The following is a 15,878-nucleotide window of genomic DNA, read 5'->3' on the forward strand; positions in this document are numbered from 1 at the left end:
TGAGGCCCCCGGGGTCACTCGTCCTCGTGGCGGTGGTGGTGGTGCGCCCAGGGGTGGCGCACCGCGAGCCACACATCGCGCGCCTTGCGCCCGGCCTCGGTCCGGCTCTCCGCCACCGCCGTACGGGCCTCCTCCTCGCTCTCCACCATGGGCCCCGAGCCGCGCAGCGGCTTACCGGCCGTCTCGTGCAGGAAGAAGGTGGAGACCAGGCCGATCGCACCGGCCACCATCAGGTAGAACCCGGGCACCAGGGTGTTGTGGGTGCTGGCCACCAGCCACGAGGCCAGCAGTGGTGTCGTACCGCCGAACAGCGACACGGAGATGTTGTACGAGATCGACAGCGCGCCGTAGCGCAGCCTCGTCGGGAACAGCGCCGGCAGCGTGGCGGCGCTGGTGCCCGCGAAGATGACCAGCAGCAGACCGAGGATCAGGCAGCCGATGGCGGGCATCAGAATGCCGCCTGCCCGGATGAGCAGGATCGCCGGCACCGCCAGCACGATCATCCCCACGCTTCCGGCCATGAACAGCGGTCTGCGCCCCCACCGGTCGGAGGAGCGGCCGACCACGGTGATGGTCAGCGCCACGACGATCATGGTGCCGAGGACCAGCACCTGGGCGACAGTCGCCTTCTGACCGAGCGTGGAGGTCATGTACGTCGGCAGATAGGACGTGACCATGTAGTTGGTGACGTTGTAGAGCAGGACCAGGCCCATGCAGATGAGCACCGCCTGCCAGTGCTTGGTGAAGATCTCCTTCAGCCGCCCCTTACCGGACTGGCGCGCCTCTTCGACCGGCTCGGTGTCGCCACGGGCAGCCGCCTCCTCCGCCGCTTCCGCCGCCCGCGCGGCCTCCTGCTGGAACGCCGGGGTCTCCTCCAGCCGCAGCCGCATATACAGGCCGATCAGCCCGAGCGGCCCCGCGACCAGGAACGGCACCCGCCAGCCCCAGTCCACCATCCCGTCCTCGCCGAGCGTGGCGGTCAGCACCGTGACAAGACCGGAGCCCAGCGCGTAACCGACGAAGGTGCCGAAGTCCAGCCAGCTGCCGAGGAATCCGCGGCGGTGGTCGGGGGCGAACTCGGCGATGTACGTGGTCGCCCCGGCGTACTCACCGCCGGTCGAGAAGCCCTGGACCACCCGGCAGGCCAGCAACAGCAGCGGGGCGGCGAAGCCGATGGAGTCGTAGCCGGGCAGAATGCCCACCGCGAAGGTGCCGATCGCCATCATGATCATGGTGGTGGACAGCACCCGACGCCGCCCGATCCGGTCGCCCAGCGGCCCGAAGACCAGCCCGCCGAGGGGACGCACCAAAAACGCGACCGCGAAGGTGGCGAAGGTGGAGACCACCTGGGTGGCGGGGTTGTCGGACGGGAAGAAGACCTTGCCGAGGGTGACCGCGACATACGCGTAGACGCCGAAGTCGAACCACTCCATCATGTTGCCGACCGCCGTCGCCGCCACCGCGCGGCGCATCCGCGGCCGGTCGACGACGGTGACGTCCTCGAGGGACAGCGGCTCCTTGCGGCGGCGCAACAGCGTCCGGAACAGCCGCTCGGTGTGCTCGCTCCTGCCGCCCCGCCCGCCGCCCCGCCTCAGGCGGCCGTGGCGGCGCGGTTCACGCGGTGGTGTAGAACCGGTACTCATCTCGTCCCTGCCGCGGCCCTCTCCACTCAGGCTTCGGCCTGGTTCGCCCTCTCGTACGTCTCGGCCATGCCGAAGTCCGGCCCCGTCAGATGCGGGGTGCCGAGGCCGGGAACTCATCCGGCTTCTCGATCGTCCTGACGTCCACCATGGCGGTACTCCTGCCGTACTTCCATGGTGCGCCTCGGGCGCGTCATCGGCGCGCCCGAGCCAAGGAGCCCGTTGGTCTCCTCTGCAAGGGCGCTCCGGATGTCGCGGATCATCGCGCCGGGGCGCCGATACACATCGCTCGCGGGGAACAGCAGAATCCGGCGCCGGCATGCGTAAGGCCCGGCGACCTGTGGAAGGTCGCCGGGCCAACCGATCGGTCGCGGGGAGGCTACTCCGCGCGCTTGGGGCGCCAGACGACCAGGGCGCTGGTCTGGTGGACGTCCTGGTAGGGGACCAGATCGCGGCGGTAGGAGGCGTGGACCTGGGCCTCGCGCTGCTGCATGGCCGCCGCGGCGCCCTCGACCGCGGACTGGAGTTCGGCAACACGGCTCTGCAGGGCCGCGACCTGGTTCTCCAGTTCGATGATGCGTTTGATCCCGGCGAGGTTGATGCCCTCGTCCTGGGACAGCTGCTGGACCTGGCGGAGCAGCTGGATGTCGCGGGCGGAGTAGCGCCGGCCGCGGCCGGCGGTGCGGTCGGGGGAGACCAGGCCGAGGCGGTCGTACTGACGAAGGGTCTGCGGGTGCAGGCCGGAGAGCTGAGCGGCGACCGAGATGACGTACACCGGCGACTCGTCGGTCAGCTCGTAGGGATTGCGGGGCCGGCCCGCGCCCCTGCCTCCGATTCCTCCTCGGCCGTCCATCTCATGCTCCCTTCGCGGCCTTGAACAGCTCCGCCCGCGGGTCCTCGCCCACGGTCGCCTCGCGATACGACTCCAGCGCGTCCCGCGCCGAGTCGCTGAGGTCCTTCGGCACCGTGACCTCGACGGTGACCAGCAGGTCCCCATGGGTGCCGTCCTTGCGCACCGCGCCCTTGCCGCGGGCGCGCATCGTCCGCCCGTTGGGCGTGCCGGCCGGCAGCTTCAGGGTGACCGGCGGCCCGCCCAGGGTCGGAACCTTGATCTCGCCGCCGAGCGCCGCCTCCGGGAGGGTGACGGGCACGGTGACGGTCAGGTTGTCGCCCTTGCGGCCGAAGACCGGATGCGCGTCCACATGGACGATGACGTAGAGGTCACCGGCCGGACCGCCGGTCTCGCCCGGGGCGCCCTTGCCGCGCAGCCGGATCCGCTGGCCGTCGCTGACGCCCGCGGGGATACGGACCTGCATGGTGCGGGCCGAGCGGGCCCGGCCGCTGCCCTTGCACACGTCGCACGGATTCTGCGCGATCAGCCCACGGCCCCGGCACTCCACGCACGGGTCGGTGAGCGAGAAGCCGCCCCCGCCGCCGCGGCTGACCTGCCCGGTGCCGACGCAGGTCGGGCACACACGCGGCGTGCCGTTCTTGTCGCCGGTGCCCGAGCACGGCTTGCACGGCGCCTGGCTGGACATCCGCAGCGGGACCGTGGCCCCCTCCACCGCCTCGGTGAAGCTGAGCGTCACCTCGGACTCGATGTCCTGGCCGCGGCGCGGCTGGGCGCGGGTGGCGCCGCCGCGGTTGAAGAGGCCGCCGAAGACGTCCCCGAGCCCGCCGCCGAAACCGCCCGCGCCGCCGGCGCCGGGCTGGGCGCCGCCGCCGAAGAGGTCGCCCAGATCGAAGTTGAAGCTGCCGGTGGAGCCCCCTCCGCCCGGCCCGGGGCGGAATCCCCCGTTGCCGAAGAGGGAGCGGGCCTCGTCGTACTCCTTGCGCCGCTTGGGGTCCCCGAGGATGTCGTTCGCCTCGGAGATCTCCTTGAAGCGCTCCTCCGCCTTGGCGTCCCCCTTGTTGGCGTCCGGATGGAACTCGCGGGCGAGCTTCCGGTACGCCTTCTTGATCTCGGCCTCAGTGGCGTCCTTGGGGACGCCGAGAACTTTGTAGTAGTCCTTCTCCACGAAGTCCTTGGTGCTCATCCTCGACGTCCCTCCTCTCCGGTTGTTCCCGCTGTCACCGTCGCGTCAGCCCTCTTCCGGGCCACCGCTCTCCTCGTCCTGCGCCGGGCCCTCGCCCTCGCCGCCCTTGGCGGGGGTGGCACCGGGCTGGGGCTCGGCGACCGCGACCCGCGCGGGGCGGATCGTCCGCTCGCCGATTCGATACCCCGGCTGCAGAATCTGCACGCACGTCGTCTCGGTGACATCCGGTGCGTACGCATGCATCAGCGCCTCGTGCACCAGCGGGTCGAAGGGCTCGCCCTCCTTACCGAACTGCTGCAGGCCCAGCTTCGCCACCAGCGTCTCCACCGACTCACCGACGGACTTGAAGCCGCCGACGAGCTCGCCGTGGTCACGGGCGCGGCCGATGTCGTCGAGCACGGGCAGCAGCTCGGACAGGAGGCTCGCCACGGCGATCTCCTTGACCGTGGCCCGGTCCCGCTCGACCCGGCGCCGGTAGTTCTGGTACTCCGCCTGGAGCCGCTGGAGGTCGGCCGTCCGCTCACCGAGCGCGGTACGGACCTGGTCCAGCTGTGCCTGAAGGGCTACCTGCTCGAAGTCCCCGGCCGGGGCTGCCGGGCCCGCCTTGTCGGCGGGCCCGACGCCCTTCGCCGCGTCATCAGGGGTCTGCGCGGCTTCGGAGGGGACGTCGGGCTGCTCCTCGAAGCCCGGGGTCTCCTCCGTCACGCGGCACCACCCTGGCCCTTGTCGGCCTTCTCGTCGTCGACGATCTCGGCGTCCACCACATCGTCGTCGGCCTTGGCCTGACCCTCGGCACCGGGCTCGCCGGCGGCGGCACCGGCCGCGCCCGCGCCGTCCGCCTGGGCGTTGGCGTACATGGCCTGGCCCAGCTTCTGGCTGACGGCCGAGACCTTCTCGGTCGCGGTGCGGATCTCGGCCGTGTCCTCGCCCTTGAGCTTCTCCTTCAGCTCGGTGAGCGCCTCCTCGACCTCGGTCTTGACGTCACCGGGGACCTTGTCCTCGTTGTCCTTGAGGAACTTGTCCGTCTGGTAGACGAGCTGCTCGGCCTGGTTGCGGGTCTCGGCGGCCTCGCGGCGCTTGTGGTCCTCCTCCGCGTACTGCTCGGCCTCGCGCATCATGCGGTCGATGTCGTCCTTCGGCAGCGCGGAGCCACCGGTGACGGTCATCTTCTGCTCCTTGCCGGTGCCCAGGTCCTTCGCGCCGACGTGCATGATGCCGTTGGCGTCGATGTCGAAGGTGACCTCGATCTGCGGCACGCCGCGCGGGGCCGGCGGCAGACCGGTCAGCTCGAACATCCCGAGCTTCTTGTTGTACGCGGCGATCTCGCGCTCGCCCTGGTAGACCTGGATCTGCACCGACGGCTGGTTGTCCTCGGCCGTGGTGAAGATCTCCGAGCGCTTGGTCGGAATGGTCGTGTTGCGCTCGATCAGCTTGGTCATGATGCCGCCCTTGGTCTCGATACCGAGGGACAGCGGGGTGACGTCCAGCAGCAGGACGTCCTTGACCTCACCCTTGAGGACACCGGCCTGGAGGGACGCGCCGATGGCGACGACCTCGTCCGGGTTGACGCCCTTGTTGGCCTCCTTGCCGCCGGTCAGCTCCTTGACGAGCTCGGCGACGGCGGGCATCCGGGTCGAGCCGCCGACCAGGACCACGTGGTCGATCTCGGACAGCGAGATGCCCGCGTCCTTGATGACGTTGTGGAACGGGGTCTTGCAGCGCTCCAGCAGGTCGGAGGTGAGCTGCTGGAACTGGGCGCGGGTGAGCTTCTCGTCCAGGTGCAGCGGGCCCTCGGCCGAGGCCGTGATGTAGGGCAGGTTGATGGTGGTCTCGGTCGAGCTGGAGAGCTCGATCTTCGCCTTCTCAGCGGCCTCGCGGAGGCGCTGCAGGGCCATCTTGTCCTTGGACAGGTCGACGCCGTGGCCGCTGTTGAACTGCTTGACCAGGTAGTCGACGACGCGCTGGTCCCAGTCGTCACCACCGAGGTGGTTGTCACCGTTGGTGGCCTTGACCTCCACCACGCCGTCGCCGATCTCCAGCAGGGAGACGTCGAAGGTGCCGCCGCCGAGGTCGAAGACCAGGATGGTCTGGTCGTCCTTCTCCAGCCCGTAGGCGAGCGCGGCGGCGGTAGGCTCGTTGACGATACGCAGGACGTTGAGGCCCGCGATCTCACCGGCTTCCTTGGTCGCCTGGCGCTCGGCGTCATTGAAGTACGCCGGGACGGTGATGACCGCGTCTGCGACCTTCTCACCGAGGTACGCCTCGGCGTCCCGCTTGAGCTTCTGCAGGATGAAGGCGCTCATCTGCTGCGGGTTGAAGCTCTTGCCGTCGAGGTCGATCTTCCAGCCGGTGCCCATGTGGCGCTTGACCGACCGGATGGTCCGGTCCACGTTGGTGACCGCCTGGCGCTTGGCGACCTCGCCGACCAGCACCTCGCCGTTCTTCGCGAAAGCGACGACGGACGGCGTGGTCCTGGCGCCCTCGGCGTTGGTGATGACGGTGGGCTCACCGCCCTCGAGAACACTGACGACGGAGTTCGTCGTACCCAGGTCGATGCCGACCGCACGTGCCATTTCGCAATCCTCCAGCTACAGCATTGAGTGGAACAGGCTCAAGCGTGCACGACCGACTTCTCGCTGTCAACAGACCTGAGTCAGCACGACTCAACTTTTATATGAGTCTTATGAACAAGGGGACGAGGCAGGGGCCTCTGAGCGACACAGATCACCGGCCGGTCGACTACATGGGTCAGCGCCCGGACGGGTAATCTCGGTCAAGACGAATTAAGTTACTGCTTAGTAATTCCCGCTCTCGCAGGTTCGAGGAGCCCGCTCATGCAACTCGCCGCGATCGTCGTGTCGCTGGTCCTCAGCGCGATCGGCGTTGCCCTGCTCGGCCGCGCCGTCGCGCAGTTCGTGCGCTTCTTCAAGCTCGGCGCGCCGGTACCGGCGGGCACCCGGACCGACAACCCCTGGCAGCGCAGCGTGACGCTGGTCCGGGAGTTCCTCGCGCACACCCGGATGAACAAGTGGGGTGTCGTCGGCATCGCCCACTGGTTCGTCGCGGTCGGCTTCCTGACCCTGCCGCCGACCATCATCAACGCCTATGGCCAGCTCTTCCAGGCGGACTGGACGCTGCCGCTCGTCGGCGACTTCCTCCCCTACGAGCTGTACATCGAGTTCATCGGCACGATGACCACGCTCGGCATCGTGACCCTGATGGTGATCCGGCTGCTGAACCTGCCCAGCCGGGCCGGCCGCAAGTCGCGGTTCGCCGGCTCCACGGCCTGGCAGGCGTACTTCGTCGAGTACGTCATCCTCATCATCGGCCTGGCCATCATGGCGCTGCGCGGCCTTGAGGGCGCCCTGCACCACGTCGACCACTACGAGCCGGCGTACTTCGCCTCGTACCCGCTGGTGCTGCTCTTCAAGAGCTTCAGCCTGGGCACGGCGCAGAACCTGACCTACCTGTTCGCGATGATCAAGCTCGGCACGACCATGATCTGGATGATCACGGTCAGCATGAACATCGACATGAGCATCGCCTGGCACCGCTTCCTCGCCTTCCCGAACATCTGGTTCAAGCGCAACGCGGACGGCGAGGTGGCGCTCGGCGCGCTGCAGCCGATGGTCTCCGAGGGCAAGCCGATCGACTTCGAGGACCCGGGCGAGGACGACCAGTTCGGCGTCTCGCAGATCGAGCACTTCTCCTGGAAGGGCCTGCTCGACTTCTCCACCTGCACCGAGTGCGGCCGCTGCCAGTCCCAGTGTCCCGCCTGGAACACCGGAAAGCCGCTCTCCCCCAAGTTGCTGATCATGGCGCTGCGCGACCACTCGCACGCCAAGGCCCCGTATCTGCTCGCGGGCGGCGGCAAGACGGCGGAGGGCGGGGAGAAGGCGAGCGAGGAGCAGCTGGCCGAGGTCCCCGCGAGCGCCCTCGCGGAGGCCGAACGGCCGCTCATCGGGACGCTCGAGGAGAACGGCGTCATCGACCCCGATGTGCTGTGGTCCTGCACCACCTGCGGTGCGTGCGTCGAGCAGTGCCCGGTCGACATCGAGCACGTCGACCACATCGTGGACATGCGCCGCTACCAGGTGATGATCGAGTCGTCCTTCCCGAGCGAGGCCGGGACGATGCTCAAGAACCTGGAGAAGAAGGGCAACCCCTGGGGGCTCGCCAAGAAGCAGCGCCTGGCGTGGACCAAGGAAGTCGACTTCGAGGTGCCGGTCGTCGGCAAGGACATCGAGGATCTGACCGAGGTCGACTATCTGTACTGGGTCGGCTGCGCGGGCGCCCTGGAGGACCGGGCGAAGAAGACCACCAAGGCCTTCGCGGAGCTTCTGCACATCGCCGGCGTCAAATTCGCGATCATGGGCGGCGACGAGGCGTGCACCGGTGACTCGGCCCGCCGCCTCGGCAATGAGTTCCTCTTCCAGCAGCTCGGCCAGCAGAACGTCGAGATGCTGAACATGGCCTTCGGCGAGGACGCTGACGAGGGTGTCGTCGTCGAGAAGTCCAAGAAGAAGATCGTCGCGACCTGCCCGCACTGCTTCAACACCATCGCGAACGAATACCCGCAGCTGGGCGGCGAGTTCGAGGTCATCCACCACACCCAGCTGCTGCAGCACCTCATCGACGAGGGCAAGCTGGTCCCGGTCACCCCGGTCGAGGGTCTGATCACCTACCACGACCCCTGCTACCTGGGCCGCCACAACAAGGTCTACACCCCGCCGCGCGAGATCATCGCCAAGGTGCCGGGGCTGCGCAACGAGGAGATGCACCGCCACAAGGAGCGCGGCTTCTGCTGTGGCGCGGGCGGCGCCCGGATGTGGATGGAAGAGCGGATCGGCAAGCGCATCAACAACGAGCGCGTGGACGAGGCGCTGTCGCTCAACCCCGACATCGTCTCGACGGCCTGCCCCTTCTGCCTCGTCATGCTGACGGACTCCGTCAACGGCAAGAAGAACGAGGGCAAGGCCAACGAGGCGCTCCAGGTCGTGGACGTGGCACAGCTGCTCCTCGACTCGGTCAGGACGCCCGCCGAGCCGGAGGGGGACGGCGAGAACGCCGAGGAGCCGGAGCCGACGCCGGTGAAGTAGCCGGGCGGCAGTGCTGCCGAAGCCCGCCCACGAGGTGCTCGTGGGCGGGCTTCGTCGTGCGGTACGGCTTTACTGCCGCGGCTTGCCGTTAACGCCGCGGCTTGCCGTTACTGCCGCGGCTTGCCGTTACTGCCGCAGCTTGCCGTTACTGCCGCGGCTTGCCGTTCTTCGGCGGGGGCAGCGCCTGCTCGGTCCAGATGACCTTGCCGTCCGAGGCATACCGGGTGCCCCAGCGGTCCGCGAACTGCGAGACCAGGAACAGCCCGCGGCCGCCCTCGTCCATCGTCGCCGCGTAGCGCAGATGCGGCGAGGTGCTGCTGGTGTCCGAGACCTCGCAGATCAAGGAGCGGTCGCACAGCAGCCGCACCCGGATCGGGCCGGTCGCGTAGCGGATCGCGTTGGTGATCAGCTCGCTGAGGATGAGCTCGGTCGTGAACGCCACCTCGCCCAGCTCCCACGCCATCAGCTGCCGGGCCACCGCGGCCCGCACCTCGGCGACATGCGAGGGGTCGGAGGGGACCTCCCAGTCGGCGATCCGGCCGGGCTCCAGCACCCGCGTACGGGCCACGATCAGCGCGATGTCATCGCTCGGGCGGTCGGGCAGCAGCGCGTCCAGCACGGCCGTACAGGTCTCGTCCGGCGTCCGCCCGGGCTGGGACAGCGCCTCGCCCAGCATCGCCAGACCCGTCTCGATGTCCCGGTCGCGCTTCTCGATCAACCCGTCCGTGTAGAGCACCAGATGGCTGCCCTCGGCCAGCTCCAGCTCGGCCGTCTCGAACGGCAGCCCGCCCAGGCCCAGCGGCGGCCCGGCCGGCAGATCGGGGAACTCCACGCTGCCGTCGGGGCTGACCACCGCGGGCGGCGGATGGCCGGCCCGGGCCATGGTGCAGCGGCGGGCCACCGGGTCGTAGATCGCGTACAGACAGGTGGCCCCGATGATCACCTCAACACCGCCGTCGGCGCCCTCCAGACCGCTGTGGCTCTCGTCCTGGTCGATCCGGGCGATCAGATCGTCGAGGTGCGAGAGGATCTCGTCGGGCGGCAGATCGAGCGTGGAGAAGTTGTGCACCGCCGTACGCAACCGCCCCATCGTCGCCGCCGCGTGCAACCCGTGCCCCACCACATCCCCCACCACCAGCGCCACCCGCGCCCCCGGCAGCGGAATGACATCGAACCAGTCGCCCCCCACCCCCGACTCGGCGGGCAGATAGCGGTACGCCACATCCAGCGCGTCCTGCTCGGGCAGCACCCGCGGCAGCAGGCTGCGCTGAAGCGTTACGGCCATGGTGTGCTCGCGCGTATAGCGGCGGGCGTTGTCGATGCTGACGGCGGCGCGGGTGACCAGCTCCTCGGCGAGGGAGATGTCGTCCTCCTCGAAGGGCTCGGGCTTCTCCGCGCGCATAAAACTCGCCACGCCCAGCACGACGCCCCGGGCCCGCAGCGGGACCGTGATCATCGAGTGGATGCCGTAGTCGACGATCCGCTGGGCAAGCTCGGGGTCCTGCTCCTGCCAGCCGCCGAAGTCGCTCAGCACCGGCTCGACCGTCACCGCGCCGGTGCGGAACCCCCGCGCCTGGGGCGAGCTCGGGCAGAACTGGATCAGCATGCCGAGGGGGTAGAGCGGGCCGTCGTCGCGGATGCCGCTCAGGGCCGTACGGCGCAGGGCGGTCCACCGGCCGTCGGGCCCGCCGTCCGCCGCCGGGCTCGCCGGGACGGTGCTCCCGCCGCCGGAGCCCGCCGCGCCCTCCGGCGGCTCCTCGCCGCGCAGCACCGAGTCCGCGAGGTCCACGGAGACGTAGTCGGCGAACCGGGCCACTGCGTACTCCGCCAGCTCCTGGGCGGTGCCCACCACATCCAGCGTGGTGCCGATGGACACCCCCGCGTCGTACAGCAGCTTCAGCCGGTTGCGCGCCAGGTCGACCTTGCCCGACAGCGCGCGCAGCTCGGTGGTGTCGCGCAGCGTGGCGACGCTGCCGGGCGGCCCGCCGTTGCGGTCCGTGGGGCGGTGGCTGACGGACAGCAGCCGCTCGCCCGCCGTGTGCACCTCGTCGGTCGCCGGGCGCCCGGAGGCCAGCAGCGCGGCCGTATGCGGATCGAAGCCGAGCTCGGAGACCAGGCGGCCCTCGGCGTCCGGGGGCAGGTCGAAGAGGCGGCGCGCCTCGTCGTTGGCGAGCACCAGCCGCCCGTCACCGCCGACGATCAGCACCCCCTCCCGTACGGCGTGCAGCACCGCGTCATGGTGCTCGTACATCCGGGTCATCTCGGCCGGGTCCAGGCCGTGGGTCTGACGCCGCAGCCGCCTGCTGACCAGCGCCGTACCGGCTGTGGCGAGCCCGAGCGCGGCCGCGGCCGCACCGAAGAGCAGCGGCAGCTGATGCTCGGCGGCGCCGCTCACCTTCTTGATCGTGATCCCGGCCGCGACCAGGCCGACGACCTTCCCCCCGCTGTCCTTGACGGGGACCACCGAGCGTACGGAGAGGCCAAGGGTGCCGGTGAACGTCTCCGTGACCGTACGGCCCTCCACGGCCGGCCGGATGCTGCCCATGAAGTGCTTCCCGATCCGGGCGGGGTTGGGGTGGGTGTAGCGGATCCCCTGCGGCGACATGGCCACGACGAAGTCGACACCGGACGCCTTGCGGGCCCGCTCGGCAAGCGGCTGCAGTACGGCGGTCGGATCGGGGCTGCGCAGCGCGCGCACCATGCCCGGGGCGCTCGCGAAGCTCTCGGCGACGGCCATCGAACGGTTACGGGCCTCTCGCTCGCTGTCGTACCGCGACTGCAGTACGAGCGCCACCACGGCGGCGACGACGAGCAGCAGCACGACCCCGACCTGCAGGACGAACACCTGGCCCGCGACCGTGCGCACACCGCGCCCGGGGCGCCGGCGGCGCTGGGCCTGCCGGCGCCTGGACCAGGCCCGCCGGTGCTCATGCGGATTCCGCGGATCCCGCTGGTCCCGCTGATCCCCCTGGTCATAGGGGTCAGCCTGATCCCACCGGTCCCGTTGGCCCTGCTGGTCTCGTTGGCCCTGCTGGTCTCGTTGGCCCTGGTCCCGCCGGTCCTGCGCATCTCCCGGATGCCGCCGATCCCGATGCTCGCGCCGACCGCGTGGGCGCCAGTCGGTCATCGTGCGGGCCAACGGAACCCGCGATCGACCGAACAATCCGGCCATGTCGTTATCTCTAGCACCCTCGTCCAGCGGCGGGCGAGCGGCATCCGCCGCCGGCCGGCCATTCCCGTCCGACATCGCGCCTACACCCCGTCCGCACCCTCCTCCACCGGTCTCGCCACCTCATCCGTCACCCGTGCACCGTGCGAAACGCACATGGCCGGCCCCCGCTCGCCCGCTTCGAACAACTACCGATCCTGGCCGTGAAGTATCCCTTCTCACACCAACGTTGCGAATCTCTACAGGATCATGCCCCAACCACCCATCCGTAAATGTCCTGGACAGACCTTGTGCTACAAAGGTCATCTTTACAGTCAACCGGACGGATCAGCCCCAGATCTTCCGGAAAGACCATCCCCGGGCGGTACGTAACGCAACGCATCACCCTGGTAACGAAGTACCCGGCCCCATGGCCTCACCCGCCCCCGATACGCTGAGGTGGCCCGATGACGCCCGCACCTCCCCCCACCGCACCACCCGGCCGCGTCCCGGGTCCACTCCAGCGCCGCACCGCCCGTACCGCGGCTCGTAACGTCACCCGCACCGCCACCGGTGCCGCCGCCCGTGCCGCGACCCGCACCGCCACCCGCACCGCCACCCGTTCCGCCGCCTGTGCCGCCGCCGTGGCGCTGCTGCTCACCGCCTGCGGCCCCGACGGCGACGGGCCGAAGGGATCCCACCACGGCGGCAAAACCGCCGCCGGAGCCGTCCGCACCCCCACCGCGACCGCGCCCGTCCCCCACGGCAAGGGCAGCCGGCTGCCCGACGACCTCAACGGCGACGGCTACCCCGACCTCCAACTCCCCGTCGCCTCCGGCAAGGTGGGCCTGCCCAGCCGGATCGCCTTCGTCCACGGCTCGGCCGACGGCCTCGATCCCGCCACCCGTACCGTGCTCGGCCACAAGGCCCTCGGTCTGCCCTCCGACGACGTCACCGTCGCGGGCGCGACCGAGGTGGCCACGGCCGACCTCGACGGCGACGGCTACGCCGATGTCACCACCACCGCGGGCGAACGGCTCGGCAAACGCGAGACCGCGCGCGTCCACGCCACCGTCCGGACCGTCCCCTACGTCTCCTGGGGCGGCCCCGGCGGCCCCCGGCAGACCCGGTCCGCCGCCCGCGTCCAGCTGACCGGCCCGGAGGACGGCGTGGACCCCCAGCGCCCGACCGTGGGCGACTTCAACGGCGACGGCCACCACGACCTGGCCCTGGTCCGCGCGGACCGCCACTCCCTGCTGCTGCTGTACGGACCGTTCAACCGGGCGGGCAAGGCCGCCAGGACCGTTCCGTACGACAGCCCGCTGCACGAGAAGCGCGGCGAGATCGGCGATCTCGTCGCCGACCGGATCGACGGCCACCGTGCCACCGATCTGGTGGTGCACACCCTGAACGACGACGAGCAGTCCAGCTCCACACTGCTGACCGCGACCCGCCATGGCCTCAGTAGTACGGGCCGCAGGCTGCGCGAGGGCAACGCGATCACCTTCGGCGACTTCGACGGGGACGGCCGGCGGGATGTCGCGGTCGGCGACAGCGGCACCCGCAACACCGAGCCTGGCGATGAGACGGAGAAGCCGGACATCGGCAAGACGGTGAGCGTCTACACCAAGGGCGCGGCGCACAGGACGGGTTCCTTCCCGTACCGCTTCAAGATCCCCAAAATGTCGGGCGCGCTGGCCGCCGCCGACACGGACGGCGACGGCACCGATGAGCTGGCCGTCTCGCTGGGCCGGGGCGGGGTCGAGCTCCTGACCCTGCGGTCGGGCCCCTCGCCCCGGTCGAAATCCTCCTCCACGTCCTCCTCCTCGTCCTCTGAGGGCCTGGACGGGATCGCCCGCCGCCACACCCTGACCCGCGCCGTCCCGGCCCGTGTGGACGGCAAGACGGTCCGTAAGGGCGGGCGCGCCGCCCGGCTGTACGGCGTCGCGGACTTCGACCACGACGGCAAGGACGAGGTGGTGCTCGCCTGGGGCCGCGGTCTGGCCTTCTCCCGGTACGGCGAACGGCCGGAGCGCTGGTGGATCACGGACGGTGCGGCGGACGAGACCGCCTTCACCAGCAAGCCCTTCGCGGCGGACGGCCACAGGCACGCCCAGGCGGCCGGCACGGCAGACGACAAGGCGACCGGCACGGCGGACGACTAGGGAGACCACCAGACATCCCACCAGGGGGAAAACCCGTCAGGGTCCCCCTAAGGGATGTCACAGCTCGGCCGCAAAGCCTGGCCTGTCACACAGCTCCCGCACCCCGCCCGCTACGACCGGGTACGTTCGAATGGTGGCTGGATTCAGGATCGGACGCGGACGGGACTCCCACTCCGCGCAACAGGGGCAGCAGCAGCGACCGCAGCAGCAGCCGTACGGGCAGCAGGCCCCGTACGGCCGGCAGCAGCCGCCGCAGTGGCAGCAGCCCGCCTCACAGGGAGAGCCGGAGTACTTCGGCGGCCAGGACCCGCACTACGGCCCCGGGCCCGGACAGGGCACCGGCCCTGGAGGCCAGGGCCAGGGGCAGAGACCGTACGGCCAGGGCCCCGGCGCGTACGCCGACAACGACGCGGGCCATACGCAGGCGTTCAGCATCGGCGAGGCGCCCGACGCGTACGACCCGTACGGCCAGGGCCAGGACCCCGGCCCGTACGACGACGGCTACGGCAACGCCTACCGCGGCGGCTCCTCCACCGCCCCGCCCGCCGGCCCCCGGCTGCACTGGAAGCAGCTGCTGAGCGGCATCGTGCTGCGCCCGTCGGCCACCTTCTGGCAGATGCGCGACTACACGATGTGGGGCCCGGCGCTCATCGTGACCTTCGTCTACGGTCTGCTGGCGGTCTTCGGCTTCGATGACGCCCGTAAGGACGTCCTCAACGCCCCTATGGCCAACAGCATCCCGTGGGTCCTCACCGCGGGCGTGGCCGTGGTGATCAGCGGTCTGATCCTGGGCGCGGTCACCCACACCCTCGCCCGCCAGCTGGGCGGCGACGGCACCTGGGCGCCGACCATCGGCCTGTCGATGCTGATCATGTCGATCACGGACGCGCCGCGGCTGGTGTTCGCACTCTTCCTCGGCGGCGACAGCTCGCTGGTGAAGGTGCTGGGGTGGGCGACCTGGCTGGCGGCGGGCGCGCTGTTCACCTCGATGGTGAACAAGTCGCACGATCTGCCGTGGCCGAAGGCGCTGGGGGCGTCGGCGATCCAGCTGATCGCGCTGCTGTCGCTGCTGAAGCTGGGAACGCTGTAGGGCTGTAAGAACGGGTGCACACAAACGGGGCCCGCACAGGCGGGCCCCTCAAGCCTCTCCATCCCCACCCCCTCGCGCCCCCTGGACGCCTGGACGCCTAGGCACGCCGCGCAGCAGCCATTCCCTCCCCCTAAGTCAAGCGGCTTACGGACGACGCCCCCCGGATGCCAGCGGGGACGGTTAGAGAGCCTCTCTCGAAGGCGTGATCGGCTCCCCCGACTTACGTACTACAGGCAAAACACTCCAGGGGAAGTTGATCCACTCGTCGGTGCGCTTCCAGACGTACTCGCACTTCACCAGCGACTGCGACTTCTCGTAGATCACCGCACTGCGCACCTCGGCGACCGCGTCGAGGCAGAAGTCGCGGACGAGCTTCAGCGTCTTGCCGGTGTCCGCGACGTCGTCGGCGATCAGCACCTTCTTGTCGGAGAAGTCGATCAGCTTCGGCACCGGCGCGAGCATGACGGGCATGTCCAAGGTGGTCCCCACGCCCGTATAGAACTCCACATTCACCAGGTGGATGTTCTTGCAGTCGAGCGCGTACGCCAGCCCACCCGCGACGAAGACGCCGCCGCGCGCTATGGACAGCACGATGTCGGGCTCGTATCCGTCGTCGGCGATCGTCTGCGCCAACTCGCGGACCGCGACGCCGAAGCGCTCGTACGTCAGGTTCTCCCGCTTCTCCTGCTGCTCGCCCATG

The 15,878-nt window shown here is 70.0% G+C and carries 10 protein-coding genes; 3 read left to right on the forward strand and 7 right to left on the reverse strand.

The genetic code is table 11. From position 1 onward, the window contains the following. Positions 1-14 precede the first annotated feature (14 nt). From proP to dnaK, 5 genes are all read right to left on the reverse strand, one after another. Positions 15-1,547, reverse strand: coding sequence for a glycine betaine/L-proline transporter ProP (gene proP, locus ABZS71_RS07815; RefSeq protein ID WP_356208385.1), 1,533 nt, complete (start codon positions 1,545-1,547; stop codon positions 15-17). Between the two features lie 472 nt (positions 1,548-2,019). Continuing rightward, positions 2,020-2,493, reverse strand: a complete 474-nt coding sequence (locus ABZS71_RS07820; RefSeq protein ID WP_355850019.1) for a helix-turn-helix domain-containing protein — start codon at positions 2,491-2,493, stop codon at positions 2,020-2,022. 1 nt (position 2,494) lies between these two features. Further along, positions 2,495-3,676, reverse strand: coding sequence for a molecular chaperone DnaJ (gene dnaJ / locus ABZS71_RS07825; RefSeq protein WP_355850022.1), 1,182 nt, complete (start codon positions 3,674-3,676; stop codon positions 2,495-2,497). Positions 3,677-3,721: 45 nt separating this feature from the next. Beyond that, positions 3,722-4,381, reverse strand: a complete 660-nt coding sequence (gene grpE / locus ABZS71_RS07830; RefSeq protein WP_356208288.1) for a nucleotide exchange factor GrpE — start codon at positions 4,379-4,381, stop codon at positions 3,722-3,724. Beyond that, positions 4,378-6,249: a molecular chaperone DnaK gene (gene dnaK / locus ABZS71_RS07835; RefSeq protein ID WP_355850028.1), complete on the reverse strand. Its 1,872-nt coding sequence runs from the start codon at positions 6,247-6,249 to the stop codon at positions 4,378-4,380. The genes grpE and dnaK overlap by 4 nt, the downstream gene beginning before the upstream one ends. Before the next feature lie 261 nt (positions 6,250-6,510). On the opposite strand from dnaK, the gene ABZS71_RS07840 reads away from it, so the two are divergent. Then, entirely contained in the window at positions 6,511-8,775 is a 2,265-nt protein-coding gene (locus ABZS71_RS07840) for a (Fe-S)-binding protein (protein WP_356208290.1), read from the forward strand. Between the two features lie 145 nt (positions 8,776-8,920). Here the strand turns inward: ABZS71_RS07840 and ABZS71_RS07845 are convergent, their stop codons facing one another. Beyond that, positions 8,921-11,947: a SpoIIE family protein phosphatase gene (locus ABZS71_RS07845; protein WP_355850034.1), complete on the reverse strand. Its 3,027-nt coding sequence runs from the start codon at positions 11,945-11,947 to the stop codon at positions 8,921-8,923. 443 nt (positions 11,948-12,390) lie between these two features. Here ABZS71_RS07845 and ABZS71_RS07850 point away from each other — a divergent pair, with 443 nt between their 5' ends. Both ABZS71_RS07850 and ABZS71_RS07855 read left to right on the forward strand, forming a co-directional pair. Continuing rightward, positions 12,391-14,088, forward strand: coding sequence for a VCBS repeat-containing protein (locus tag ABZS71_RS07850; RefSeq protein ID WP_356208291.1), 1,698 nt, complete (start codon positions 12,391-12,393; stop codon positions 14,086-14,088). Positions 14,089-14,218: 130 nt separating this feature from the next. Further along, entirely contained in the window at positions 14,219-15,178 is a 960-nt protein-coding gene (locus tag ABZS71_RS07855) for a Yip1 family protein (protein ID WP_356208292.1), read from the forward strand. A 180-nt stretch (positions 15,179-15,358) separates the two neighbouring features. Here ABZS71_RS07855 and ABZS71_RS07860 read toward each other — a convergent pair whose 3' ends face one another. Next, complete coding sequence (locus ABZS71_RS07860) at positions 15,359-15,877, reverse strand: phosphoribosyltransferase (RefSeq protein ID WP_355850043.1); 519 nt, start codon at positions 15,875-15,877, stop codon at positions 15,359-15,361. Position 15,878: the final 1 nt, after the last annotated feature.

This window comes from Streptomyces sp. NPDC005393, assembly GCF_040606675.1.
GTDB lineage: Bacteria > Actinomycetota > Actinomycetes > Streptomycetales > Streptomycetaceae > Streptomyces.